Raw genomic sequence first — 23,770 nt, 5'->3', positions numbered from 1 at the left:
GCCTCCACATACAGATTTTTCTGCTTAGGCATCATTTTGGCCTCCCCTGCGGTTTTTATGTGAGGCGAATTGGCGAAGGCTAGATCTGGGAAGATCACCAAAAGCTTGATTATAACCGCTGTATTTTTATTATCACCCATTGTACATATCATGCGCGATATATGAGCAAACTGTAACAAGAGTAGGCATTTCCCTTATCTTTTCAGACCGCAGAGGAGGAGTACTTAGATGTCAGATCACCCGATTCAAGGTCTCATGCAGACCGCTATGGAAAATATTAAAGGTATGGTGGATGTCAATACGATTGTTGGCGATCCGGTAGAAACCCCTGATGGTAGCGTGATCCTGCCTATCAGTAAAGTAGCCTTCGGCTTTGCCGCAGGCGGCAGTGATTTCCGTGTGGAAGATGATGCACCGAGTGTTAACGGCACAGGGTCCGGCGTTAAAATGCTTCCGTTCGGCGGCGGTAGCGGCGGCGGGGTATCCATTCGTCCGATCGCTTTTCTCGTAGTGGGTAAGGAAGGTGTGCACATTGTGCCACTGGATAATCAAACTCATTTGTTTGAGAAAATTATCGACGCTACCCCCGGGCTTATTGACAAAATTCAAACCATGTTCCAGAATGGCTCGCAAAATGCTACTCCTGTAGGTGCAGAAGTGGTACCAACCCCTTTGGTCAAAAAAGAAGCGATTAAGCACGAGACGGTCACTTCAGATTCATCTACGCACTAACTGTATAGGTTCGTTTCAAAACGGAATAGCATTCGTGGGGGATACCGCTTAAACGGCGGTGTCCCTTTTTGTGAAAAGATAAGTATCCCCTTAAGTTTCACGCTATAAACCTCTTTCTCACTGAAAAGGATACCGTCCTTACTAAGGAAGGTGTCCTTTTCAACTTGTGATAAAGAAGGACATACCTGTCCGTGGACCCGCATACACTTGTACAACACAAGCGAACTGATAAGAAGCCGGAGGATGAACATGAATACACCAAATTTTAAATTGCCGCTGATCCTTATATTATGTGCTCTGGTGCTGGCTACAGCTTCACAGCCTGTCGTCAAGGCCGAGAATCGCTCCATCTCCACCCATGCCAGGGCTGCAGCGCTGATTGATGTGGAATCCGGCAGAATTCTGTACAGCAGCCGTGGGGACGAGCCTATGCTGATTGCCAGTCTGACCAAGATCATGACTGCGCTTGTGGCTATTGAGAATGGTGATTTGCATTCCAAGGTCAAGGTCGGCAAAAATGCCTTTGCCAAAGAAGGCTCGTCCCTGTATTTGAAACAAGGAGAAGAAATGAGCCTGGAGGATATGCTGTACGGGCTGATGCTGCGCTCAGGAAATGATGCGGCAACGGCTATTGCGGAGCATGTTGGAGGAACGGAAGAGGGCTTTGTCTATCTGATGAATGCTAAGGCGGAGGAGCTGGGGCTTCAAAACACCCATTTTGCCAATCCGCATGGGCTGGACGCAGAAGGGCACTATTCCAGCGCCAATGATCTGGCTGTGCTCACAGCCTACGCCATGCATAATCCGGTATTCAAGAAGATTGTCAAAACCCGGGAGAAGACGGCTGACAATCCATATGAGAAATGGGACTACAAATGGCTTAACAAAAATAAAATGCTCCGCTTGTATGAGGGGGCAGACGGAGTGAAAACAGGGTATACCAAAAAAGCGCTCCGCTGCCTCGTCAGCTCCGCTACCCGTGGGGGCCAGCAGCTTATCGCCGTCACGCTGAATGACGGGGATGACTGGAATGATCATGCGGCTCTGCTGGATTTCGGGTTCAACCACTATCCCCTCAAGAGACTTATCGAACGTGGTGAAGGAATTCGCGGCTATGGTTACGTGACAGGCCGGACATTTTCATATCCGCTAGGTCAAGGTGAGGAGGCTCGGCTTGTAACTAAGCTTGTACTTCTTCCTGCGACAAAGGCAGCTGATCAGCAAGGGGCGCGCAGCAGCGCAAGCTTTGGCCTCAAAGGAATCCTGGTGCTTCAGCTCGGAGGGAAGGAGATAGGCCGAGTTCCGGTCTATCCGCCGGAGCAGCTGCCGCCGGAGCAATCAGCTTATGAGAAAAAATACGAATCGGCAGGAGCAGGTGCCTATCCGGTGAACCATTGGCTGCAGGCATTCGGAAGCGCACTTCGGGCGCTTCTTCAAATGGGTGACACAAGGAAATGAATAGAAGGCAGTAGAGAATAGGGAGGGAATCACATGATTAATGGGATCTGGCTGGGGATGATCCTCATCGGTTTTGTATTCGCGGCTGTGAACGGCCGTATGGACGCATTCACGGCCGCTGTATTTGACGGAGCGAAAAATGGGGTTACCGTCAGTTTTGGCCTAATCAGTGTCCTGGTGTTCTGGATGGGGATCATGCGGGTTGCCGAAGATGCAGGCCTGCTAAAAAAAATTGCCAGAGTGCTGGGCCCGCTTGTATCTTTTCTGTTTCCTGATGTGCCGAAAGGCCATCCTGCCATCGGCTATATCCTTTCCAACATGAGCGCCAATCTGCTCGGTCTAGGGAATGCGGCCACGCCTATGGGAATCAAGGCGATGCAGGAACTGCAGACCCTCAATCCGGACAAGGAGACCGCAACTCCGGCGATGTGTACCCTGCTCGCATTGAACACGGCCAGTATTACCCTGATCCCGGCGACGCTGATTGCCATCCGGATGAACTATGGATCGGCAGATCCGTCGGCTATTGTCGGTACGACGCTTGCCGCAACAGCGGTGGCGACGCTGGCGGCTGTTGCGGCAGACCGTCTGTGCCGCCGCCTGGCTCTGCTCCGCAAGCCGCCGGGGCCGCCGCCTGCCGTGCGTCCTGTACATGCTGCGCTGCCGCATTCTTCTGCGAAAGGGTGAGCGTGCCTTGTTTCAGCTAATCAGCCTTATCTCGGCCTGGGCGATTCCGGTCATGATTACCTTTATACCACTATACGCATTTACGCGAAAGGTCCCTGTCTATGAGTCTTTTGTCGAAGGGGCCAAGGACGGCTTCGGCACCGCTATTGCAATTATTCCCCATCTTGTAGGCATGCTTGTCGCGATTAGTGTTTTTCGTGCATCGGGTGCACTGGACTTTCTCATGAGCTTCATCTCACCCGCCCTTAAAGGGATAGGGGTGCCTCCGGAAGTATTACCGCTCGGCTTGCTGCGTCCGCTTACAGGTACCGGCTCGCTGGCTTATACCACAGATCTGATCAGTGTCCATGGGCCCGACTCCCTGATCGGGATGATCGCCTCCACGATCCAGGGGAGCACCGATACCACCCTGTATGTGTTGACCGTCTATTTTGGTGCCGTAGGCATCCGCAACGGACGCTACGCTCTTAAGGTCGGCCTCTTTTCCGACATTGTCGGCTTCATTGCCGCCATTGCAGTGTGTCTGCTGGTGTTTGGATGATGCTTCCTGCTGGCCCCACAAGCTCCTCAAGCACCTGCAAGTCCGCTTGAAGCCCTTTACCCTCCCCCTTGAGCGGGTGAAGGGCTGTTTTCTGTAAAGGTGTTTACCCGCGTTGACGAGGTAACGGAGAGGAAGTTTGGAACTGTAGGAGCGTCAGCGACCGCCTTTATGTTTGGGTTTCTACCGCAATCAGCGGAATAGAATCAGGAAATCCAAACATAACAGCGGCCGGAAGTCCAAACATTCCTCGGAGTTACAATTAGTCAACGTTTTTTGCCCGACCCGCACGGCATCCCTCAAAGATTTTCAAATACCCCCTCACCCCGTTCCCCCCTACATCATATGCTATTGCAGCAATACGGAGGGAGTCTGAAAGACGATGGAGTATAAAGGTTTTATTCTGCATCATTCCCGCTGTCCGTCCATTAATGGCAAAGGCTTTGATTTTTGGGTAGGAGCAGATGGCTCGATTTACGCAGCACCGCTGTTGACAGACCCGGAATATGTTCATGTGTGCCTGGAAGGCAACTTCGGGGAAGAGGATACATTGCCGCCTGTGTCTGAGCGAGGGGTTCAGCTGTTTGCGGCCAGCAAACTCATATTGGAATTGGCTTCACGTTATCAAATGGACCCGCTAGTGGTGGAAACCCACACAAAAACCTGTCCAGGAGCATTTTTTCCATGGAATGAACTTGTGATTTATCCCGCTGATGGTTATCATTAACCTGAGGTGAATAGTCGAAAATGGAAAGATTACAGAAAATATTGGCGCAGGCAGGTGTAGCGTCGAGACGCAAGTGTGAAGAAATGATTTTGGCCGGTAAAGTGGAAGTCAACGGGGAACTCGTAACTACGCTTGGCACGAAGGTGGACCCCGCAACAGATATAATCAAGGTCGCCGGTAGACTAATCCGGGGCGAGAACAAAATCTACATTATGTTCAATAAGCCTAAGGGTGTAATTACAAGCGCATCCGACGATAAGGGACGCAAGGTGGTAACGGATTACCTGAAAGGCATCAAAGAACGCGTATACCCTGTAGGCCGTCTGGACTACGATACGGAAGGGCTGCTGCTGCTGACGAACGACGGGGAGTTTGCCAACCTGCTCACACATCCGAAGCACCATGTACCCAAAACGTATCTTGCCACGGTCAAGGGGGTTCCGCATGGAACCGCGCTGGACAAGCTCAAAGCCGGCATCAAGCTGGAAGACGGTATGACCGCTCCGGCAGAAGTCGAATACAAGGATATTGATGAAGTAAACAAAGAAACAGTCATCAGCATTACGATTCATGAAGGCCGCAACCGGCAGGTACGGCGCATGTTCGAAGCGATTTCCCATCCCGTCATCCGCTTGAAACGGATCTCTTTCGGGGATATCCTGCTGCAGAATCTCAAACGCGGCTCATACCGCCATTTGACCAAGGATGAGATCAATCATCTCCAGCAAATTGCCAAAGCAGGGATGCTAAAAGCTAACCCGACTCGCAAAGACACATAAAGTTCACAATTCCCCCTCCTAAAACTGTGACAATATTCGTTATAATGTTCATAGGATGTTCACACCTAACAACTAAAGTAATGAGTTGCGTCACAGAAGGGGGCCTGGCGTGTGGGCAAAGCGAGAAAGCCGGTTCAAATCATTATTCTGTTCGTAATACTTCTGCTTGGAGGTTATGCAATCGGTTCCTCGGTATTTGGAGGGGACGGCAAGCCTAAGGAAGGCGGTAAAGCCCCGTCTTTTGAACTGCTCGGGCTTGATGGCCAGACCCATACGTTGAACGAATACAAGGGCAAGTCCGTAGTGCTTAATTTCTGGGGGTCCTGGTGCGCTCCTTGCGTCAAGGAGATGCCTGCACTGCAGGCACAGTGGGAGAAGTGGAAAGACCAGGGCGTAGTGGTTGTAGGCGTAAATGTCGGTGAGGATCAGATGACGGTCGAGAATTTTGTCAAACTCGTTGATATCAATTTTCCTGTGGTCATGGATAGTGGCCGCGATGCCGTCCGCAGCTATGGTGTGTCACCGCTTCCAACCACCTTCTTCATTAATACGAAGGGCAGGGTAGACAGCATTCATATCGGACAGCTGGATCTCGGCACGCTTGACGACCAGATCAGGAAGCTGGTGGAGCCGTGACGGATAAGAGACCCCTGATTACTAATACCAAATGTGAATGCGGCCATCAAAATCCGGTGGGAACGGTCCTTTGCGAGGCCTGTGGCAAGCCGGTCGACGGTGAGGAACAGATCTCAGCAGGCAATCTGGAAATGCGGTATGACGGTGTAGCCCGGCGTTCACAGCGGGTGAATCCGGGGGTGATCGACCTGGTGTGGAATTTTTTCTCCTCGGTCAAGATCGCTATTTACCTGATAGTGCTTACATTGCTAGGATCCATGCTGGGAACGATATTTCCCCAGGAGAGCACTTTTCTCAATATTGACGCATCAACCTATTATCAAGAAACGTACGGAACAGCCGGGGAGATTTACTATAAACTCGGCCTTTCGCACACCTATGAATCCTGGTGGTTCGTATCGCTGCTTGTGCTTATTGGAGCTTCACTGGTCATCTGCAGCCTGGACCGTGTGCTCCCCCTGTACAAGGCGTTAACCCGGCAAAAGATTCGCAAGCATAGGCAATTCCTGACCCGCCAAAAGGTAGTGCTTGTGACGGAGCTGCAGGATGAGCCTGAAGCCTGGGTCGCTCGTCTGGTGAAGCCGCTTGAGAAAAAGGGTTACCGTGTACGGACTGAGGGAGGCGCACTGCTCGCCGAGAAACACCGGTTTAGCCGCTGGGGGCCTTATGTCATCCATATTGGCCTGATTATTTTTTTATTGGCTGTATTAGCCAGAGGACTTCCAGGGCTGAACATGGATCAGCATCTGGCTTTTCAGCAAGGTGAAGCCGTGAGGATTCCGGACACTACTTATTATCTCAAGAACGAGAAGTTTACCGTTGAATTCTATACGGAGGAAGAAATGCCCAAGGAATTCCGCGGGACCAAAATCCTTCCGAAACTTTACGAAACTAAAGCTGTTCTCTATGAATGTACTGCAGACTGCACGGATCCTTCGAAGGAGCCGCAGCTGGCCGAGGTGGCCAGACATGATATTCAGGTGAATTCACCGCTGAGCTACAAAGGTTTGAAAGCGTATCAGTTTGACTATGACCTCACCCCGGTGCTGCGCTCGGTGCAGCCGGAACTCACAAATTCCAAGAGCGGTAAGGTCTACGGCAAGTTCAAGCTGGATATGAAAAATCCGCAGCGGACATTTCAGGCTGGCCCTTATACGCTGGAACTAAAAGAGAAATATATGGATTTCGGTTTGAACGATGAAGGTCAGCCGGTATCCATATCTCCCTATCCGAATGCTCCGGCCTTCCTTTTCCTGATTACGGGGCCGGATCTGCCAGCCGGAGGACAGCAATATTTCTATTTTCCGAAACAGGTGGACAAGGAAAAGTTCCAGATGGAAGCCATCAATGACAAGCTTGGCGGCAGCAGGCGGTTCCTGGAGCTTGAGGTAGGCAGCATGAGCGATGTGGATTTCTCGGAGTCTACGGCTTACTTGAACATACGTGTGGACCGGGCGATGCCTTTTGTATGGATCGGGGCAGGGATTGTCATGCTCGGATTGGTCCTTGGCTTCTACTGGCAGCATAGGCGGATATGGCTGGCTATCGATCAAGGAGAGCTGGTACTCGGAGGCCATACGAATAAGAATTGGTTCGGCTTCCGCCGTGAGATCGTTTCGATTCTGGCGAAGGCAGATTTGACCGTGGATGAAAAATCTCTGGACAACGGGGGAGGCCTGGCATGAGCTTGCTCGACTTCAGCAGTGACGTCTTTATTGCCGCATTTTTTTTATACAGCGGGTCGTTCATGTTGTACACCATTGCGATCATGGGCCGGAAATGGTCCGGCAGGAAGCCGGAAGAGCATACCGCCCGCTGGGGTAGGATCGCCTTTATCGTATCTTCCTTGGGTCTGGTCTGTCATCTTGCTTATTTCTTCACCCGCTGGTCCGGTTCAGGGCATATTCCGGTCAGCAACATGTACGAATTCATGACGTTTTTATCCATGATGGTCATGGTCGCTTTTACCGTGATTTTCTCTATATACCGCAAGATTATTCTCGGAGTCTTTGCGGTGCCGATCTCCATCATAGTCATGGCCTATGCGGCAGTATTCCCCCAGGAGGTTCAGCCGCTGATCCCTTCACTGAAATCGATATATCTGAATATCCATGTCACGCTGGCCGCGCTGGGCGAATCTTTCTTTGCCGTTGGTTTTGCCGCTGGCCTGATGTATCTCCTGCGTACCGTAGATTTCACCAGCAAGGAGAAGAGTGACCGCAAGCAGCAGCGTCTGGTCGAATTTACTCTGTTCTCAATCATTGTTATAATTGGGTTCCTTGGATCGGTTTTTGCATTTCGCGGCGCAGGATACGAAACGGTTTTCGTTCGTTCTAACGTTACGATTGACAGCCCCGGGCAGGGAGATAGTACAATAGAGAAAGTGAGTTATAAAATGCCACCAATCGTGGCACCTTACCATAGCGAAATTGAGAGCTTCCAGCCGTTTCTTGGAATGAAGGAGCCGCTTTTCGAAGCGCCATCCTGGATGAATGGCGTCAATGCCGGACGTAAATTCAATACGGTTCTCTGGTCGCTGATTTCCGGTGCGGTTTTATATGGAATTCTGCGTCTGGTTGCCCGCAGACCGCTGGGCAGAGCGATTCATCCTGTACTGGATGGAATTGATGAGAATGACCTCGATGAAATTACGTACCGGGCGATTGCCATTGGCTTCCCGATCTTTACACTGGGGGCTTTGATTTTTGCAATGATATGGGCACAAGTGGCCTGGGGCCGGTTTTGGGGATGGGACCCCAAAGAAGTCTGGGCACTGGTCACTTGGCTGTTCTACAGCGCCTATCTGCATCTGCGGCTGGCCCGCGGATGGCAGGGGCGCAAATCCGCATGGCTCGCCGTACTCGGCTTTCTGGTCGTAATGTTTACCCTGGTTGGAGTTAATCTGGTGATTGCCGGATTACATTCCTACGCCGGAACAGACTGAATCAACAATCTGCCGAAGAGGCACTAATACCTGAGAGTATCGTTGTACTGTAATTGATGAAGGGGTTGTTGTGAAATGGCAGAGCATTTGAACAGAATACTGGTGGTGGATGACGAGGAGCGCATTCGCCGCCTGCTTAAGATGTATCTTGAAAAAGAAGGTTACGAGATTGATGAAGCGGAAGACGGAGAAATCGCACTTCGCAAAGCAACGGCCAATGACTACGGCCTGATTCTGCTGGATGTGATGTTGCCTGGGATCGATGGCATAGAAGTGTTGACGAGACTCCGGGGTGTCAAATCGACACCCGTTCTGATGCTTACAGCCAAAGGTGAGGAGATCAACCGGGTGCAAGGCTTCGAGATGGGGGCAGACGATTATGTCGTCAAGCCTTTTAGCCCCCGTGAAGTGATCTACCGGGTAAAAGCGATTATGCGCCGCTCCTCTGCGACAGCCTTTTTGTCCAAAGAGAGCAATTCCAGCAACAATATCGTATTTCCCCATCTTATCATTGAACATGATGCACACCGGGTAACTGCCGGCGGCCAGGAAGTAAGCCTGACTCCGAAAGAGTACGAGCTGCTGCATTATTTGGCTATTTCACCGGACAAGGTGTTCTCGCGCGAAGAACTGCTGAAGGATGTGTGGAATTATGAATTCTTCGGGGATTTGCGAACAGTGGATACACATGTCAAAAGACTTCGTGAGAAGCTCAATAAAGTATCACCGGAATCGGCAGCGATGATTACCACGGTATGGGGAGTAGGCTATAAGTTAGAGGTGCCCAAATAAGTGAAATTCTGGAGAAGTCTTGTCGGGAAGCTGTGGATCACGATCATCTGTCTGGTTGCTGTCGTGCTTATCACACTGGGGTTGTTCCTGCTGCCCTATATCGACAGCAACTTCGCCAATTCCGGGGCGATCAAACGCTTGTTCACTTATGTTTGTATGATAGGGTTTTCCTTAACGACGTTTTTTGCCTTGTTCCTGTTCACCAAGATCACACAGCCAATGCAGCAGGTCATTGAAGCGGCGAATAACATTCGCAAGGGCGAATACGGGACGAGACTCACACTGGTGACCAGTGACGAAATCGGCCAGTTGGCTACCTCCTTCAACCATATGGCGGAAGAACTGGAAGAAAATATCCGCAGCCTGAATCATGAGAAGGGACATCTGTCCAGTGTTCTGCGGAGCATGAGCGATGCAGTGCTCACCTTTGATGTCGAGGGGCAGATCATATTGACCAACCCGCATGGCCAGGCTCTGCTGGAGACGTGGAGTGATCTGAGCTGGGAGCAGGAGAGTGAATCCGAGGTCTATCCGCAAGGGGGGAATGACAGTGCAGTACCACCTCCCTTACGGCCCTTATTCTTCAGTACACTGAGTCAGGGTGGGGATCAACGCTCCCAGGTGCATGTACGTCAGGGAGTCTGGTCAGTACACATGGCTCCGCTATACTCGGACGATGCCATTCGAGGAGTAGTGGCTGTATTGCGTGATGTCACTGAAGAGGTGAAGCTTGAGAAGATGCGCCGCGACTTCGTCGCTAATGTTTCACACGAGATCCGTACTCCTCTATCGATGATGCAGGGGTACAGTGAAGCCTTGCTGGACGGTATGGCTTCTTCTCCTGAGGAGAGCAGTGAGCTAGTTCAAGTTATTCATGACGAGTCTCTGCGGATGGGCCGGCTGGTGAAGGATCTGCTCGATCTTGCACGCATGGAAGCCGGCCACACCGATATGATGAAGGTCCCGGTAGATATGGAGGCACTTCTGGAACGGGTGTACCGTAAATTTTCTGTTCGGGCCAAGGAGCGGGGAATCCACCTCGAACTGAATTTCGGTAACGATACACCGCTTCTCAAAGCGGCTGACGAAGACAAGCTGGAGCAGGTGCTGACCAATCTGCTGGACAATGCATTTCGGCATACTCCTGCGGATAAACACATCAAGGTTCTAACGGGCTCTGCTGTATTAGAAGGCCGCCGTTATCTGGAGATTGCAATCCGGGATGAAGGGGTAGGTATTCCTCCGGAGGATCTTCCATTTATATTTGAACGCTTCTACAAAGCGGACAAAGCCCGAGTACGGGGAGAAACCGGGGGGACCGGGCTTGGACTCGCTATCGTTAAGAATATCGTCGAATCGCATCGCGGAACCATCACGGCTTCCAGCAGGCTGGGCGAAGGAACCGAGTTCATTCTGCGGCTTCCTGTCGAAAAACAGTAAACCCAAGACAACGTATGACAGCGCCTCTGACCGCAGAGGTGCTTTTTGTTGAAACCACCACATTAATCTTGTTCACCGTGGAACATACCGCTATGCTTACGAAGCCAGTTTTAGGAGGCCTATAGAGATGATTTTATCATTAGACCAAGGAACTACAAGTTCGCGCGCGATCTTGTTCGATTATGAAGCAGGGATGATCTCTCAGGGGCAATTTGAGATCAGCCAGTCATTTCCCCGGCCGGGATGGGTGGAGCATGATCCTAATCAAATCTGGGAGACACAGCTGGCGGCAGCCAGAGAGGCCATAAGAGGAAGCGGGAGGCCCGCTGACGAGATATCAGCTATCGGTATTACCAATCAGAGGGAAACCGTTTTGATCTGGGAGAAGGACAGCGGGAAGCCTATCTACCCGGCCATCGTCTGGCAAGACCGCCGAACGGCCGAGCAGTGCGAAGAACTGAAACGGCGCGGACTTGCGGATGTGATTGCTGCCAGGACTGGACTTGTAGTGGATGCCTACTTCTCAGCAACCAAGCTAGCCTGGATTCTGGATCATGTTCCTGGGGCGCGTGAGCGTGCGGAGCGGGGCGAACTACTTGGAGGAACTATCGATACCTGGCTGATCTGGAAGCTCACAGGAGGATCTGTACATGCAACGGATGTGACGAATGCCTCGCGCACCATGCTCTACAATCTGCACGAGCGGATATGGGATGAGCAGTTGATTGCCGAGCTTAGGATACCTCGTTCAATTCTGCCCGAAGTAAGAATGTCCGGAGGGGAATTCGGAGCAGCAAGTAGTAAATGGTTTGGAGCTCAAATTCCAATTCGCTCGGTGCTGGGAGATCAGCAGGCCGCTTTGTTTGGGCATACCTGTCTTGAAGCCGGAAGTGCCAAGAATACATACGGCACGGGCTGTTTTATCCTTATGAATACCGGCACTGAGGCGGTGGCTTCCAGCCACGGACTGCTGACAACGGTGGCTTGGGGTATGGGAGATGAATTGTATTATGCCCTTGAGGGCAGCGTGTTTGTAGCCGGAGCAGCGGTGCAATGGCTGCATGAAGGCCTGGGGCTGATTGAAGGTCCTGCAGACTCAGAGGGAAAAGCGGGGGAAGTGGAGGACAGTGAAGGTGTTGTAGTCGTTCCGGCCTTCACAGGACTGGGAGCACCCTACTGGGACATGTATGCCCGCGGAGCGGTTTTTGGCTTGACACGCGGAACTACTGCAGGTCATCTGGTACGGGCTACCCTGGAATCCCTTGCTTTTCAATCAAGAGATGTAATCGGTGCGATGGAAAAGGATGCAGGCATGCCGCTCACGGGACTGCGGGTCGATGGAGGCGCGGTGCGCAACGATCTGCTCATGCAGTTTCAAGCGGATATTCTAGGCAGTGAGGTTACACGTACCATGTATGCGGAGACTACCGCACTGGGGGCAGCACTGCTTGCCGGCCTTACGTCAGGGATTTGGAACCGGGAACAGCTCGATAGCTTTAATAAGGCTGAGAAGGTATTCTCGCCTGCTATGGAGCCGGCAGAGCGTGAGCTTCGTTACCATGCCTGGCAGGATGCTGTGTCGCGGACCATGGGCTGGGAGAAGCATGAAGGTCACCGTTAACGAGTATGGAATGAATCGCTATCAGAGCAGCGAACTTATTAGATAGACTAATCGCAAATGGCCCGCAAGCAGATGATCTGCTTGCGGGCCATTTTAGGTATCACGAATAATGTTTAGTATTCCATTACAAAAGCAACATTTTGCCAGCCTGCGCCAACGGTCCAGAAGAGCACTTTGTCACCGCGTTCAATCATTCCAGTAGTCACTGCTTTGTGCAGGGCGACAAAAGGACTGCTTGTCGAAGTATAGCCGAATTCATCGCCGATGTAGACCGCAACGTCGGTGTCGATGCCTATTTTGTCAGATACGGCGCGAATATTAGGGAGAGACAGCTGTGAGAAGCAGGCGGCTTTGATAGACTCGGGAGCGATCTCATTATTGCTCAGCAATGTATTGATTGATTCCGAGGCTGCATCTACACAGATGGAGTCATCAAAAGGAATGAACTTCACATTGAACTCTCCGGCACCTACACCACCGCGTCCAAGGTTAGCTAAGCCTTCCGCAGGAAACATCGAGTTCCCATAGACACATGTGTCTGTCTGATATATAGAATCAATGAAGCCCACCGAATTCTCGTCCCGCTCCAGAATAACAGCAGCGGCAGCATCACCAAAGTTGGCAAAATAGACAGGATCGTTTTTATCCGCATGCGGAGCAACGTGGTCTGAACCGATTACCAGTGCGCGGCGGATTCTTGGATTGGCGATCATTTGGCGGCTTACCTGTTCCACCGAGGCAGTCATACCTGCACAGTTGGCATTACTGTCGATGCAAATGGTGTGGGAAGCCCCACCGATTAATCGGTGAATCATGAGTGAGTTCGTCGGGAAGATGTATTCAGGAGTCTGACTGGCATAGGCAATCAGGTCGATGTCAGCCCCGGTAAGCCCGGTCTTGTCCAGTACGTTGCTTGCCGCCTCAAAAGCCATGGTCAGAGAATTCTCTTCATTGCTGTCGATGCTATAGCGGTTATCACGGCCAAGAGTAGCCAGGAGGCCACGGATATCAATACCTTTTTCGTCAAAATGTTGTATGAAAAAGTCGTTGCCAATCTTTTTGCTTGGATGATAGATATCAATGTCCTTAATCCGTATCCCGGCCATGGTAATCCTCCTAAAAGTTAATGAGCGATTCTTCCCGCCCTCAAGTTTTGTACAAAACTTGCTTCACAACCATCATTCAGGCTGGTGAGTCTTGAAACAATACTTAAGATTGAACAGTTGAAACAATCTCCAGGTTATCAAGTCCAGCTTTACGGCCGAGACGTGCGAGTTGCATTTTAAGGATAGGGTTATTTTCAAGGGTCAGGCTTACTTTTTCAAAACCATCAGCTTTGAACATGATGAAGCAGCCTTCCAGCAGAGGCACAACATCAGGAGCAGTAACATTTAGTTTTCTGCAGTCAATCTGCAGTGCGTATTCTGAAGGTGTGATCGGGTTAACGGTCTGCTGATAAGCTTGAATCGATTTGAGACCATCCTCATTGGAGAAAGTGCCTTCTAATTCAATATTAATGACCTTGTTAACAGAATCGGTTTTCAAAATAAATTTACCCATGTGCTCATCTCTCCCAAAATTAAATGTGTGAAACGATTAACGGAAATGTCGACTGTACGTTGTCGTTCAGTCATAGAATATATCCAAATAACTTTTGGTTTTACGCTTTGATTCGACACGAAAACTATAGTTTTGGGATATTTTCCCTCTAATATAATCATATATTTCTCAAATAAGCAAGAAAAAAGTCGAATTGTGTATAAAATTGTTGAAGAAGAATTTATTGGATTTCCTCAAGCGTTGCAAGCAGCACATTAAAGGCTGAAATGACTCTTGGAGCACCGATACAAGGCACCAGGTGGAGTAAGATTCCCTTGATCTGGTCCACAGTTATTCCGACGCGGAGCGCCATCACATAATGGACTCCGAGCTGTTCAAATTGCCCCATAGTAATCAAAGAAGAAATAACAGCAATTTCTTTCCAATCAGAACCAATCGTTGTGCGCTGAAAAATATCCCCGTAAGCGTTGCCCATGATGTACTCGGCCAGTTCGGGGAAATGCTCTTTAATTGGAGCCAGTGCCTTGGCACCGTAGTCGCCGGATAGGTTGGTAAAATGCTTTAGACCGCTGTTACTGGTGTTTTCCACAGAGATGCCTCCTGAATTTTGATGAGCGGCAAGGAATCGGCCATAGTAAGCTTGATTCTTACCGCTGCTATGAACTTAGTTGAGATTCAACGTCCTATGGGCCGTTGGAGGCACTTCGTCACGGTCCGTCAACAGCTCAATGACAGCTACACGGTTTGACGCGACTGCAGCTTGTACAGCATTGTTGAATTGCTCAGTAGTTTCGCATCTATAGCCCGTGGCTCCGAGCGACTCAGCGAATTTCACGGCATCCATAGGTACCTCGAAGATTGTACCGTCAATTCTGCCTGTGGTTTTCTCCATTCCCTTAAGTGCCATATCCAGCTGCATGTTGTTCACTACGATAAAGATTACCGGAATATTCTTGCAGACTGCAGTATTGATTTCAGCACCAAGCATCATGAAGCAGCCATCCCCGGTTATGCAGAAAATAGTTTCTTCAGGAGAAGCGACCTTAGCGCCAATGGCCATGCCAATGGAATTGCCCATGCAGGCAAAATAGGCATCAAAGACAAAACTGCCCGGTTTTTTCACGTTGTACCATTTTACAGCGTTGAAGCCATGGCTGCCGTCATCCACAAAAACGGTGTTGTTGTAAGGAATCAAATCGCTTAGGGTACTCATAACCGAAGCTAGTGACAGCTTGGAGAGAACAGGCAACTCTTCCGCATAATCAACATCGGTTTCTGTTATGTGTTTTTTTATAGCGGCAGTATCTATATTCTTTAGATAAAAAGACAAATTATCGCGTAAATCGCCGCCTATAGAGATGGTCTGTGAAGATAAAATTTTTCCTACGAAGGTAGGGTCAACATCAAATTGGATAAGTGTTTTAGGGTGATTTTCAGCCTTTAGATTGCAGATCGTCATGTCACTCAGACGTGATCCAAGCACAATGAACAGATCACTGCGGTTCAATAAATCATCACCGTGCTTGCAGCCGCCAACACCGATTGGTCCATGGTATAACGGGTGATCCCAAGGGATCGCACCTTTTCCTCCCGGTGAGGTAACAACAGGGATGTTAAAAGTTTCAGCCAGCTGAATAAGCTCTTGGTGTGCAATAGAACGGTTAACCCCTTTGCCGGCAATAATAAGAGGATTGCTAGAGGTATTAATTGCTGAAATTACACGTTCGAAATTAGCAGTGCTTACGAGATGTTCACGCTCTGGAATCACTATCCGGCATTCTTCCAGCATTTCCGTCTGCACATCAAACGGTATACATAAATGGACCGGACCACGCTGCCCGCCCAGAGCGATGGAAATAGCATGGTTAAATAAGGTGCTGAAATGATCGCCTCGCTCCACCAGTTTACTGAAGAGTGTAGCCGGTCTGAACATGTCTGCCAGGTCAGCCAGATATGACGAAGAATCCTGGCACTGTGGAATTCCCAGTTCCTTGATAGATTGATGCCCTGTAATGAATAGTACAGGCAGGTTGTTCGCTTTTGCATGCGCTGCAGCAGTAAGAAGATTGGTTCCGCCTGGCCCCGAGGTCCCAAAAGCTACACCCAGCCTGCCGGTTTTGAGAGCATAACCTGCTGCTTCGAACCCGGAACTGGACTCATGTCTGCCAGGAATAAATTCAATCCCGTAATCTACCATTTTTAGAACTACGGGACAAATAGACTTGCCGATTATGCCAAAGGAATGTGTTACGCCGAGGTTTCGTAGTGCCTCAGCCATATAATCTGCGACCGTTTTCAGATAATCCACCCACCCAATGTTTTTTATTTAGCCAACAATAGAAAACCTGCACTCACGAGAGTACAGGTCGGCTGCAATGAATAACCGTTAAGAACGGGGGTTTCCCAGACCTTCGGTTGTTCAGCAACCTGGCTGTCTTGGTCCCATAAAAATGAGACTGTAGATCCATGGCTTTGCGTCATTCCCTTTCGGAGAATTTTGCCGTTATGATGTATTGAAAATAATGCATATTTTTACTTTACAATATATTTCTAACTCCTCTCTTGTCAATATATTTGTGCTGAAAAGCTCAGTTTATGACGAAATTAACGAACAATGTCAATTGTAAGAAGATGTCCGGTTGAGTTGTAAAACAGGGCGAATCCAAAAAATAATCTAGTGCAAAAAAGTCTTAATAATACAAATTGTGAAGAAATATTGAAACGGAAATATATCAGGTATATTGAACTATCCCTATGTATGGAAATGGAGGATTACATTGGAGTAATCAGGTGTACTCATTTTATATCTGGGTTAATAAGACTAATGTTCAAAACACCCTTTCAATCCCATTGCATACATTTTATTTTTTTCATTAAAAATAGCGGAGAGAAGTGCAAAAGAAATAACGGTTCTTGCTGCTGCCAAAAAACTGAATTTGCTGAAAATAACATTGATTATTTTGTGAACAAAAAAAGACCGCTTCATATGAATCGGTCTAAGAAAAAGGGGATTAAAATTTGAAGATATGGATCGTTTTCTGGAGTTGAAATACTGCTTGAGTCATTTTATCTGTTTCTTCTGCAACAGAGTGCAGGGCATTTATTTGTTCGTTCATTGCTGCGGATACCTCTTGGGTTCCCGCCGCAGTTTCTTCTGTAATAGCAGAAATGTTTTCGATTGCTCCAGAGATTTTCAATGCGCTCTCCAGCATGAGGTCACTCTCAGAAGAGAAAGCGGCAATTTGTTCGGTTATATATTGAACGCTTTGCACAATCTGGGCGAAAATATTTGCGGTTTCAATGATCATATCATTTTGCACTTGGACAACTTCCTCATTGATGGCAATATTCTCAATCGCTTGCTTGATATCATTCTCAATACTGCGCACCAGACTGAATACTTCTTTGGTGGAGGCTGTAGATTCCTCAGCAAGCTTGCGTACTTCCTGGGCTACAACAGCGAATCCACGACCATGTTCACCCGCGCGTGCTGCTTCGATTGATGCATTGAGTGAGAGCAGGTTGGTCTGCTCGGCGATTTCTGTAATGGTTTTGGTGATCATCGTGATCCCCCGGGCATTGTGTGATAGTGCTTCAATCGTGTCGGCAACCTTCTGGGTAGCTTGTATATTCTTGCGCATACCTTCTGCTTGAGTATCTACGGATTGGCGGCCTTTCTCAACTAATTCTAGTGTATGTATGGAACGTCTGTTCATTTCTTTGGTAGAGCTTGTGTAATTCGAAACCTTGGTTTCAATGTCTTTGATGGATTCAGTCATATCGGCGATGTCCACGGAGATTTCATTTGCACCAAGAGCCAGTTCATTGGAAGAGGAGGAGACCTGGGCCATTACGATCTTCAGATTCTGATTCTTGTCCTCGATTCCGCGGCTGGCATCCATGACATGGCGGGTAATCTGGGACGCTTCGGTAAGTATTTTCTTCAGCTTGTCGATCATTGTATTGAAGGAACGGCTGACATCACCCATGGAACCGTTCTCATCTGCCCGGGTGGTAAAGTCACCTTTGGCAATTGTGTGGGTTACGTTGGAGATATCATCGAATGAAGATGTAAGCGTTCTCTCAATGAAGCGTGCGAGAGGGAAGGTCAGTGCAGCCAATACCGCCACCATTATAATCCCGATAATCATCTTGCCCATCACTACAAGTGTAATTAGTACAGGGACAGCGAATAAAGCGGCAATCAAGTAACAACCGGCTCTAATTCTCTGTTTTAACGGAAGCTTGTTCATCCAGTCCATCATAAAAAGTTCCTCCTAAAATAATGTTGTGTATTGTAATATTATAGGCGGTTTCAATGGGAGAGGTCTATTGTAAAATTTGACATAAAAATGCTTAAATAGGTCTTTCGGGCATGAATTTTGTGTGAATCTCCTTATAATAGTGCGGTAATGTTGTTCACTTTAGACAACGTACATTTTTCTAGTGCTTTAGGCTCAGGGGAATGACACATCCGAAATAGAAAAAAAACTCTTTGGAACAGCAGGCGGATGCCCGCTCTCCAAAGAGCATTTGTTCAAGAGTTACTTTTTACAGTAAGACAATTTCTTCTGCGGTGTTGATTTCCGGCAGTCCTGCCAGTTTCACCAGAACGGCTTGAGGAACCGCCTTATCGACGGTGAGCAGCATGATCGCAGCGCCGCCAACGATTTTACGTCCTACCTGCATGGAGGCGATATTGACGTCGTTCTCCCCAAGCAGTGTACCGACAGCTCCGATAATACCCGGTTTATCGTTATGCGAAATTACAATCTGATGGCCTTCTGGAGCAATATCGACCGGGAACTTGTTGACCTGCACGATCCGTTCTCCATAACCCTGCAGCAGCGTTCCCGCAACCAGACGTTCTTCGTCCGGATCTGCCTTCAGGGTAACGGTGATGAGGTTGGTAAATCCCTTGGTCTTGGATGCCTTAGTCACAATTACATTCACATCACTGGTTTTGGCCAGATGCATCGAATTGACGATGTTCACATCTGGTCCAAAGTGGCGGGAAAGTACGCCCTTAACGATATATCGGGTCAGAGGCTGTGTATCTACATCGGATAGGTCGCCGGCATATTCTACTTGGATTTCTCTGATCGCGCCATCGGTAAGCTGTGTTGCGAAGCTGCCCAGCTTTTCGCCGAGTGTGAAGTAAGGCTGAAGCTTGTTCATCACACTTGGAGCAACAGGAGGGATGTTCACGGCGTTAATGAACGGCTCGTTGCGCAGAATATGCAGGACCTGCTCTGATACATCGATAGCAACGTTCTCCTGGGCTTCTACGGTGGAAGCGCCAAGATGAGGCGTTACGATGATTTTAGGATGGGAGAGGAATGGATGATCAGCTTGCGGAGGCTCCTTTTCAAATACGTCAAAGGCTGCTCCTGCTACAATGCCGCTGTTGATGGCTTCAACCAGCGCCAATTCATCAATTACACCACCACGTGCACAGTTGATGATGCGCATGCCTTTTTTCATGACCTCGAACTGCGGACCAGAAATCATATGGCGGGTTTCCGGGGTGAGCGGAGTATGCACAGTGATGAAGTCCGCGCCGCGTACGATATCGTCTACTGAAGCCAGCTTCACTTCCAGTTTTTCCGCACGGTCAGTGGTCAGGAAGGGGTCATAGGCAAGAATGTTCATGCCAAAGGCTTTGGCACGCTTGGCTACTTCACTCCCGATCCGGCCCATACCGAGAACACCCAGCGTTTTGCCGCGCAGTTCTACTCCGAGGAAAGTTTTCTTATCCCACACACCGGAGATCGTTTTGGCGTAAGCCTGCGGAATATGACGGGCCAGTGCCATCATCATAGCAAAAGCATGCTCACAGGTTGTGATTGTATTGCCGTCCGGAGCGTTGATAACAACGACACCCCGCTGTGTGGCCGCCTCAAGCTTGATATTGTCAACGCCGACTCCAGCGCGTCCAATAACCTTTAAGTTGGTGCCCGCAGCAATAATCTTCTCAGTTACAGTCGTCTGGCTGCGTACGAGCAGGCCATCATATTCGCCAATGATGGCGATAAGCTCGTCCTCGCTGAGTCCAGTCTTTTTGTCAACAGTCACATCACTTGCGTCCATTAATTGCTGAATGCCCAAATCGCTGATCGGATCCGATACTAGTACTTTAAACATGGTTTCTTGTCCTCCTTAAATTTGGAAAGCTATATATGCCCAAGGATGCCCTGAAGAGGCAGTCCACAGTACCAGAAGCCAGAATAACTAGTGAAAAATATGTCGGAATAACGGGGGAACGCGCTGTCGCATAAAAGAAAGAGTGTGCAGCAGACCAAAAAATCCTGAAAATAGGGCCCCTGTATGGCCATCGAACTGGAAATTAGATAACAAAAAAACTCCCAACCCCATACTACTGCCGTAGTAAGGGACGAGAGTTGTCGTGGTACCACCCTAATTCACTGCAACGTATGAAGAAGCAGCCTCATTGGCCCGCAAAGGCCACACTGGTAACGGAGATGATCCGATTGTGCCTACTGTATAGTTCGACACAATATCTCAGGAGCGCTAAAGAGTTCTGTCCGTCACCGGTTTACACCACCCACCGGCTCTCTGAAGACTTGCAGAATCTTTGTTCCATCATCGGTTTTGCTTGATTAATTTTTCATAATGTAACATGACGATGCCAGATGTGTCAATAGTCTAATTGAAGAAGAGCCTCCTTGAAGTGGCTCTCATTTTTCGTTATGATGCAATAGCTGGTTCTACTCATAGAAAAAAGGGAGCTGTGGCATGGTTTCCTTGCCGTAATATTGTTCACGCCACTTCATGAAATCTTGTTCCTGCACCGCTCCTGTGGAAATTAACAGGGTGACGGCGGATTGAATATCCTTTAGATTCAATGAACTAGCCGTGCCGGAATAGATCATATCGTCAATTTTGGCTGTAATATCCTGTGGGTCATAACCTTCATAGATGGAACGGTTCAACATCATATCAGCTATGGATGCGTTCTTAACTAGAAGAGGCATTTTTTTCCATTGGATAAAAGAGAGAGTCTTTAGCTCAGCGGCTTCCGAAGGAATTTTGCTGTTGTCTTTCGAGCCCCATTTGAGCATGGAGTCATAGAAGTTTTTTTGCGCGAGTAATCCGAATTTTACAGCACTGGCTGTGAATTTATCGCTCTTTAGCACTTTGGCTGTTTCAGCCCCTGATGCACCTGCATTAACTTTGCTGGAGGCCTGGGAGAACAAAGTCAGGCTCTTCAAAATATTCAATTGGGATTCATAGAGCATAGGTGAGCCCGTGAAGATCGAATCCTGAGTGACCTTGTCATACTGCTTGTCTGCGAGAATGCTCAGATTCTTCAGGGTTGCTGCATTCTCACGCGCATCTGTGCTGCGTGCCAGGTTGTCCAGCTCAGTGCTCCAATTGCGCTTGAATTCCCGATAGGGCAAAAATACGTTATGATAGAACGTAACAAGATCCTGCTGCTGATAGGAGCCGGAGTATTCCTCTGCGGTATCTTTATTATCGAGGTGTTCGTATTTGGCTTCTGTTTTGTCTGCCCCGACCTTCACTCCCGTAAAAAAAGCGGCGAATGCGGATATCAGAAATAACAGAAAACCTAGTGTGTATAACATTTGAGTGCGGGAGGTACGGCTGTTCATAATTAATGCTCCTTCTTCTAGGTAAATTATCTTATGTAAAAACAATATAGAACAGGCAGGTTACAATGAAAAAATTCAAATTTGGTGAAATCAGGATTAAAAAAGCCGATCCTCAGCAGTTAACCGATAAGCTTCTTTTACTTAATTTGTATATCACTCAGGGCCTTACCTTAATTATCGGTTTGATATGGATATTATTACAGAAAAGAAACCCCATTCACATATTAAATTTTCCGGAAAACGCACAATTTGTGTTTTGGGGGCTTGGACTGGCTGCTATTATGCTGGTGGTAGACTTCTTGCTGACCCATATTGTTCCAGAAGATAGCATGGATGATGGCGGAATTAACGAGCTGCTCTTTGGTAAAAGACCAGTATGGCATATCCTTGTCATCGCAGCCATTGTATCGGTTTGCGAGGAGCTGTTGTTCCGGGGGGCAGTTCAGCATTCGTTTGGGCCTTATTGGACAAGTATTTTATTTGCTGTTATTCATGTGCGCTATTTGCGGCACTGGATTCCAACAGGGTGGGTATTCCTCAGCAGCTACGGGCTGGGATATATCTACATACACACAGGAACACTTTGGGCACCCATTTTATGCCACTTTATCATTGATGTGTTCTCGGGTCTTGTGATCCGTTACCGGAGGGAGTCATGAGCGAGGAACTTAGCCGGGTGAAGTCCCGCAAGAAACCAAATAAAGCTGAACAGCCTGCTCCTGTCAGAAAAAGAACTGAATCGCGGACCTTATCAGCCCCGCCGACAATTAACGATTCTCCTGCAGCAGTTGCGGGAACCCTGTCTAGAAAAAGCCGCCACTCCGCAGTCCAACCCGGGAAAAAGATAAAACGGGAAGCAAGACCAGTGGATGAGGAAAGCTCCACACCTTCACGTGCAGAAAGTTATCCCTCGGAGCGGCTGCGTTTTAGCAAAATGTTCATCAACTCATTAATTGTAATATTTTTGCTTCTTCTTCTTTTCCTTTTGTATTGGGGACTTATTGGAGCTCCGGACTTGAATACATTATGGTAGCCTCCTGGCTGCTTGGCATTCTGTCAATCATTATGCTGCTACTTGCAGTGTTTGCAGCTATGATGCTTGTGGCAGCATTCAGAAACCGGATTATTGCCGAGGAAATATTTCTTGAAGCTTTACCAGGTGCATTTGAAGGCTTCCGTATTCTTTTTATCTCAGATATACACCGGAGGCGCCTTCCAATAAAGCTACTGAATCCAATGAAGGGGAAAGTGGATGCCGTTTTCCTTGGAGGGGACCTGACAGAAAAAGGCGGGTCTATGAACCGTCTCTACGATAATATGACATTGGTGGCTGGACTGGCCCCGGTCTACGCAGTGCATGGCAATCATGATTACAGGGCGAATATTTCACTGGTGGACAACATCATACGTGGGAGCGGAGCGATTTTACTGGAAGACGAGAGCATCGCTATTGAAAAAAAGGGGAGCAGACTGCTCCTGACAGGTGTGGACTTTCCGCGGAAGGGTGGTAAGAAGGCGTATCAGCCCTTAACACCATTATCGGGTCCGGATGCTTCACTCTGCAGAATTATTCTCGTACATGATCCGCTATGGCTGTCGCAGCAATCAGAGATTCCTGCAGATTTGGTACTGGCCGGTCATACGCACGGAGGACAGGTAGTGTTGCCCTTTGTCGGCCAACGCCATGTTGATCCTTTCTATCAAGTGTATAACGCAGGTCATTTTGTGCTTCCGAGAAAAGACGGTTCTACAACCAAAGCAAAAATGCTGATTAGCCGTGGTTTTGGCACAGCCCATCTTCCCTTACGCTGGGGGAGTCCATCTGAAATGCATATTCTCACGCTTCGGAGAGGCTCAAGCCGAGAGAGATTGGCTGACTAACAAAAGTTGATTGCTAGTGTAATTCAATGTCCAGTAATACTAAAAAGGGGCTGTCCCAAAAGTAGTTTTCTACGAGTAGAGACAAACCCTTCTCATTTTCAAAACCGTAAAAAGGTCAAAAGAGCAACGATTCTCCCGTCACTGGAGAAATGTTGCTCTTTGTTTTTGGTCATTTGCAGCTTGCTTCAAGAGATTGTGGGCAAGGCAAAGCCAACCGACCTCAAGCGTCACTTTTTCCATGCCGCGAAGCAGAAAGCGCCGGAAGCCCCGGTTATTTTTCAGTTGTCCAAATACACTTTCCGGTTCCGTCATTCGGCGTACGGCCAGGCCGTAACCTTCCT

At 48.7% G+C, this 23,770-nt stretch carries 23 protein-coding genes, 1 riboswitch and 1 other annotated feature; of the genes, 15 read left to right on the top strand and 8 right to left on the bottom strand.

Annotation, left to right across the window (positions count from 1 at the left end):
- The first annotated feature begins 228 nt into the window (after window positions 1–228).
- From ytfJ to glpK, 12 genes are all read left to right on the top strand, one after another.
- Entirely contained in the window at window positions 229–732 is a 504-nt protein-coding gene (gene ytfJ / locus A3849_RS24575; protein ID WP_074113749.1) for a GerW family sporulation protein, read from the top strand.
- Between the two features lie 243 nt (window positions 733–975).
- The gene (locus A3849_RS24565) at window positions 976–2,190 is read left to right on the top strand and encodes a D-alanyl-D-alanine carboxypeptidase family protein (RefSeq protein ID WP_074113747.1); all 1,215 of its coding nucleotides are present in this window, start codon (window positions 976–978) and stop codon (window positions 2,188–2,190) included.
- Window positions 2,191–2,223: 33 nt separating this feature from the next.
- Window positions 2,224–2,877 (top strand): nucleoside recognition domain-containing protein, encoded by a 654-nt coding sequence (locus A3849_RS24560; RefSeq protein WP_074113746.1) that lies wholly within the window; start codon window positions 2,224–2,226, stop codon window positions 2,875–2,877.
- 52 nt (window positions 2,878–2,929) lie between these two features.
- Window positions 2,930–3,418, top strand: coding sequence for a spore maturation protein (locus A3849_RS24555; RefSeq protein WP_256700907.1), 489 nt, complete (start codon window positions 2,930–2,932; stop codon window positions 3,416–3,418).
- Between the two features lie 379 nt (window positions 3,419–3,797).
- Window positions 3,798–4,142, top strand: a complete 345-nt coding sequence (locus A3849_RS24550) for an N-acetylmuramoyl-L-alanine amidase (protein WP_074087582.1) — start codon at window positions 3,798–3,800, stop codon at window positions 4,140–4,142.
- Window positions 4,143–4,162: 20 nt separating this feature from the next.
- Window positions 4,163–4,921, top strand: a complete 759-nt coding sequence (locus A3849_RS24545) for a pseudouridine synthase (RefSeq protein ID WP_074087583.1) — start codon at window positions 4,163–4,165, stop codon at window positions 4,919–4,921.
- A gap of 111 nt (window positions 4,922–5,032) precedes the next feature.
- On the top strand, window positions 5,033–5,557 hold the full coding sequence (gene resA / locus A3849_RS24540) for a thiol-disulfide oxidoreductase ResA (protein ID WP_074113744.1): 525 nt from the start codon (window positions 5,033–5,035) through the stop codon (window positions 5,555–5,557).
- A gap of 14 nt (window positions 5,558–5,571) precedes the next feature.
- Complete coding sequence (gene resB, locus A3849_RS24535; RefSeq protein WP_074113885.1) at window positions 5,572–7,242, top strand: cytochrome c biogenesis protein ResB; 1,671 nt, start codon at window positions 5,572–5,574, stop codon at window positions 7,240–7,242.
- The gene (ccsA, locus tag A3849_RS24530; RefSeq protein ID WP_074113743.1) at window positions 7,239–8,501 is read left to right on the top strand and encodes a cytochrome c biogenesis protein CcsA; all 1,263 of its coding nucleotides are present in this window, start codon (window positions 7,239–7,241) and stop codon (window positions 8,499–8,501) included. Before resB ends, ccsA begins: the two co-directional genes overlap by 4 nt.
- Before the next feature lie 75 nt (window positions 8,502–8,576).
- Window positions 8,577–9,293 (top strand): response regulator transcription factor, encoded by a 717-nt coding sequence (locus A3849_RS24525; RefSeq protein WP_020427515.1) that lies wholly within the window; start codon window positions 8,577–8,579, stop codon window positions 9,291–9,293.
- The gene (locus A3849_RS24520; RefSeq protein ID WP_074113742.1) at window positions 9,294–10,733 is read left to right on the top strand and encodes an ATP-binding protein; all 1,440 of its coding nucleotides are present in this window, start codon (window positions 9,294–9,296) and stop codon (window positions 10,731–10,733) included.
- Window positions 10,734–10,860: 127 nt separating this feature from the next.
- The gene (gene glpK / locus A3849_RS24515) at window positions 10,861–12,354 is read left to right on the top strand and encodes a glycerol kinase GlpK (RefSeq protein WP_074113741.1); all 1,494 of its coding nucleotides are present in this window, start codon (window positions 10,861–10,863) and stop codon (window positions 12,352–12,354) included.
- Between the two features lie 113 nt (window positions 12,355–12,467).
- Here the strand turns inward: glpK and A3849_RS24510 are convergent, their stop codons facing one another.
- The 7 genes from A3849_RS24510 to A3849_RS24480 all read right to left on the bottom strand — a co-directional run bounded on the left by A3849_RS24510 (window position 12,468) and on the right by A3849_RS24480 (window position 21,548).
- A complete protein-coding gene (locus A3849_RS24510) occupies window positions 12,468–13,460 on the bottom strand; it encodes a 3-oxoacyl-[acyl-carrier-protein] synthase III C-terminal domain-containing protein (RefSeq protein WP_074113740.1) in 993 nt (330 codons plus the stop codon).
- Window positions 13,461–13,563: 103 nt separating this feature from the next.
- Entirely contained in the window at window positions 13,564–13,914 is a 351-nt protein-coding gene (locus A3849_RS24505) for a hypothetical protein (protein ID WP_074113739.1), read from the bottom strand.
- A 220-nt stretch (window positions 13,915–14,134) separates the two neighbouring features.
- Window positions 14,135–14,503: a carboxymuconolactone decarboxylase family protein gene (locus A3849_RS24500; RefSeq protein ID WP_074113738.1), complete on the bottom strand. Its 369-nt coding sequence runs from the start codon at window positions 14,501–14,503 to the stop codon at window positions 14,135–14,137.
- A 75-nt stretch (window positions 14,504–14,578) separates the two neighbouring features.
- Window positions 14,579–16,222, bottom strand: a complete 1,644-nt coding sequence (locus A3849_RS24495) for a thiamine pyrophosphate-binding protein (protein WP_083613647.1) — start codon at window positions 16,220–16,222, stop codon at window positions 14,579–14,581.
- A 110-nt stretch (window positions 16,223–16,332) separates the two neighbouring features.
- A riboswitch (cyclic di-GMP riboswitch) is annotated at window positions 16,333–16,426 on the bottom strand.
- 499 nt (window positions 16,427–16,925) lie between these two features.
- On the bottom strand, window positions 16,926–18,176 hold the full coding sequence (locus A3849_RS24490; protein ID WP_074113883.1) for a methyl-accepting chemotaxis protein: 1,251 nt from the start codon (window positions 18,174–18,176) through the stop codon (window positions 16,926–16,928).
- Between the two features lie 289 nt (window positions 18,177–18,465).
- Entirely contained in the window at window positions 18,466–20,058 is a 1,593-nt protein-coding gene (gene serA / locus A3849_RS24485) for a phosphoglycerate dehydrogenase (protein ID WP_074113737.1), read from the bottom strand.
- A 243-nt stretch (window positions 20,059–20,301) separates the two neighbouring features.
- Window positions 20,302–20,530: a binding site (T-box leader), on the bottom strand.
- 112 nt (window positions 20,531–20,642) lie between these two features.
- Window positions 20,643–21,548: a hypothetical protein gene (locus A3849_RS24480; RefSeq protein ID WP_074113736.1), complete on the bottom strand. Its 906-nt coding sequence runs from the start codon at window positions 21,546–21,548 to the stop codon at window positions 20,643–20,645.
- Window positions 21,549–21,613: 65 nt separating this feature from the next.
- Between A3849_RS24480 and A3849_RS24475 the strand changes: the two genes are divergently transcribed.
- The 3 genes from A3849_RS24475 to A3849_RS24465 are packed head-to-tail and all read left to right on the top strand — an operon-like array spanning window position 21,614 to window position 23,429.
- Window positions 21,614–22,207, top strand: coding sequence for a CPBP family intramembrane glutamic endopeptidase (locus A3849_RS24475; protein ID WP_074113735.1), 594 nt, complete (start codon window positions 21,614–21,616; stop codon window positions 22,205–22,207).
- Complete coding sequence (locus A3849_RS24470) at window positions 22,204–22,581, top strand: hypothetical protein (protein WP_074113734.1); 378 nt, start codon at window positions 22,204–22,206, stop codon at window positions 22,579–22,581. Before A3849_RS24475 ends, A3849_RS24470 begins: the two co-directional genes overlap by 4 nt.
- On the top strand, window positions 22,575–23,429 hold the full coding sequence (locus A3849_RS24465) for a metallophosphoesterase (RefSeq protein ID WP_074113733.1): 855 nt from the start codon (window positions 22,575–22,577) through the stop codon (window positions 23,427–23,429). The genes A3849_RS24470 and A3849_RS24465 overlap by 7 nt, the downstream gene beginning before the upstream one ends.
- 138 nt (window positions 23,430–23,567) lie before the next feature.
- Here A3849_RS24465 and A3849_RS24460 read toward each other — a convergent pair.
- Window positions 23,568–23,770 (bottom strand): transposase (locus A3849_RS24460; protein ID WP_178382791.1); only part of this gene is annotated, 203 nt, incomplete at its 5' end.

The sequence above is a fragment of the Paenibacillus sp. P46E genome (genome assembly GCF_001909095.1).
Classification (GTDB): domain Bacteria; phylum Bacillota; class Bacilli; order Paenibacillales; family Paenibacillaceae; genus Paenibacillus_AQ; species Paenibacillus_AQ helianthi.
This window is presented reverse-complemented; position numbering and strand designations above follow the sequence as displayed.

Excerpts from the sequence above, each read along its gene's own strand:
- A3849_RS24465 (WP_074113733.1), top strand. The coding sequence starts at position 22,575 with ATGGTAGCCTCCTGGCTGCTTGGCATTCTGTCAATCATTATGCTGCTA.
- A3849_RS24565 (WP_074113747.1), top strand. The coding sequence starts at position 976 with ATGAACATGAATACACCAAATTTTAAATTGCCGCTGATCCTTATATTA.
- A3849_RS24475 (WP_074113735.1), top strand. The coding sequence starts at position 21,614 with ATGAAAAAATTCAAATTTGGTGAAATCAGGATTAAAAAAGCCGATCCT.
- A3849_RS24525 (WP_020427515.1), top strand. The coding sequence starts at position 8,577 with ATGGCAGAGCATTTGAACAGAATACTGGTGGTGGATGACGAGGAGCGC.
- ytfJ (WP_074113749.1), top strand. The coding sequence starts at position 229 with ATGTCAGATCACCCGATTCAAGGTCTCATGCAGACCGCTATGGAAAAT.
- A3849_RS24550 (WP_074087582.1), top strand. The coding sequence starts at position 3,798 with ATGGAGTATAAAGGTTTTATTCTGCATCATTCCCGCTGTCCGTCCATT.
- A3849_RS24470 (WP_074113734.1), top strand. The coding sequence starts at position 22,204 with ATGAGCGAGGAACTTAGCCGGGTGAAGTCCCGCAAGAAACCAAATAAA.
- A3849_RS24490 (WP_074113883.1), bottom strand. The coding sequence starts at position 18,176 with ATGGACTGGATGAACAAGCTTCCGTTAAAACAGAGAATTAGAGCCGGT.
- A3849_RS24480 (WP_074113736.1), bottom strand. The coding sequence starts at position 21,548 with ATGAACAGCCGTACCTCCCGCACTCAAATGTTATACACACTAGGTTTT.
- A3849_RS24545 (WP_074087583.1), top strand. The coding sequence starts at position 4,163 with ATGGAAAGATTACAGAAAATATTGGCGCAGGCAGGTGTAGCGTCGAGA.
- ccsA (WP_074113743.1), top strand. The coding sequence starts at position 7,239 with ATGAGCTTGCTCGACTTCAGCAGTGACGTCTTTATTGCCGCATTTTTT.
- A3849_RS24510 (WP_074113740.1), bottom strand. The coding sequence starts at position 13,460 with ATGGCCGGGATACGGATTAAGGACATTGATATCTATCATCCAAGCAAA.
- A3849_RS24560 (WP_074113746.1), top strand. The coding sequence starts at position 2,224 with ATGATTAATGGGATCTGGCTGGGGATGATCCTCATCGGTTTTGTATTC.
- A3849_RS24555 (WP_256700907.1), top strand. The coding sequence starts at position 2,930 with ATGATTACCTTTATACCACTATACGCATTTACGCGAAAGGTCCCTGTC.
- A3849_RS24505 (WP_074113739.1), bottom strand. The coding sequence starts at position 13,914 with ATGGGTAAATTTATTTTGAAAACCGATTCTGTTAACAAGGTCATTAAT.
- glpK (WP_074113741.1), top strand. The coding sequence starts at position 10,861 with ATGATTTTATCATTAGACCAAGGAACTACAAGTTCGCGCGCGATCTTG.
- serA (WP_074113737.1), bottom strand. The coding sequence starts at position 20,058 with ATGTTTAAAGTACTAGTATCGGATCCGATCAGCGATTTGGGCATTCAG.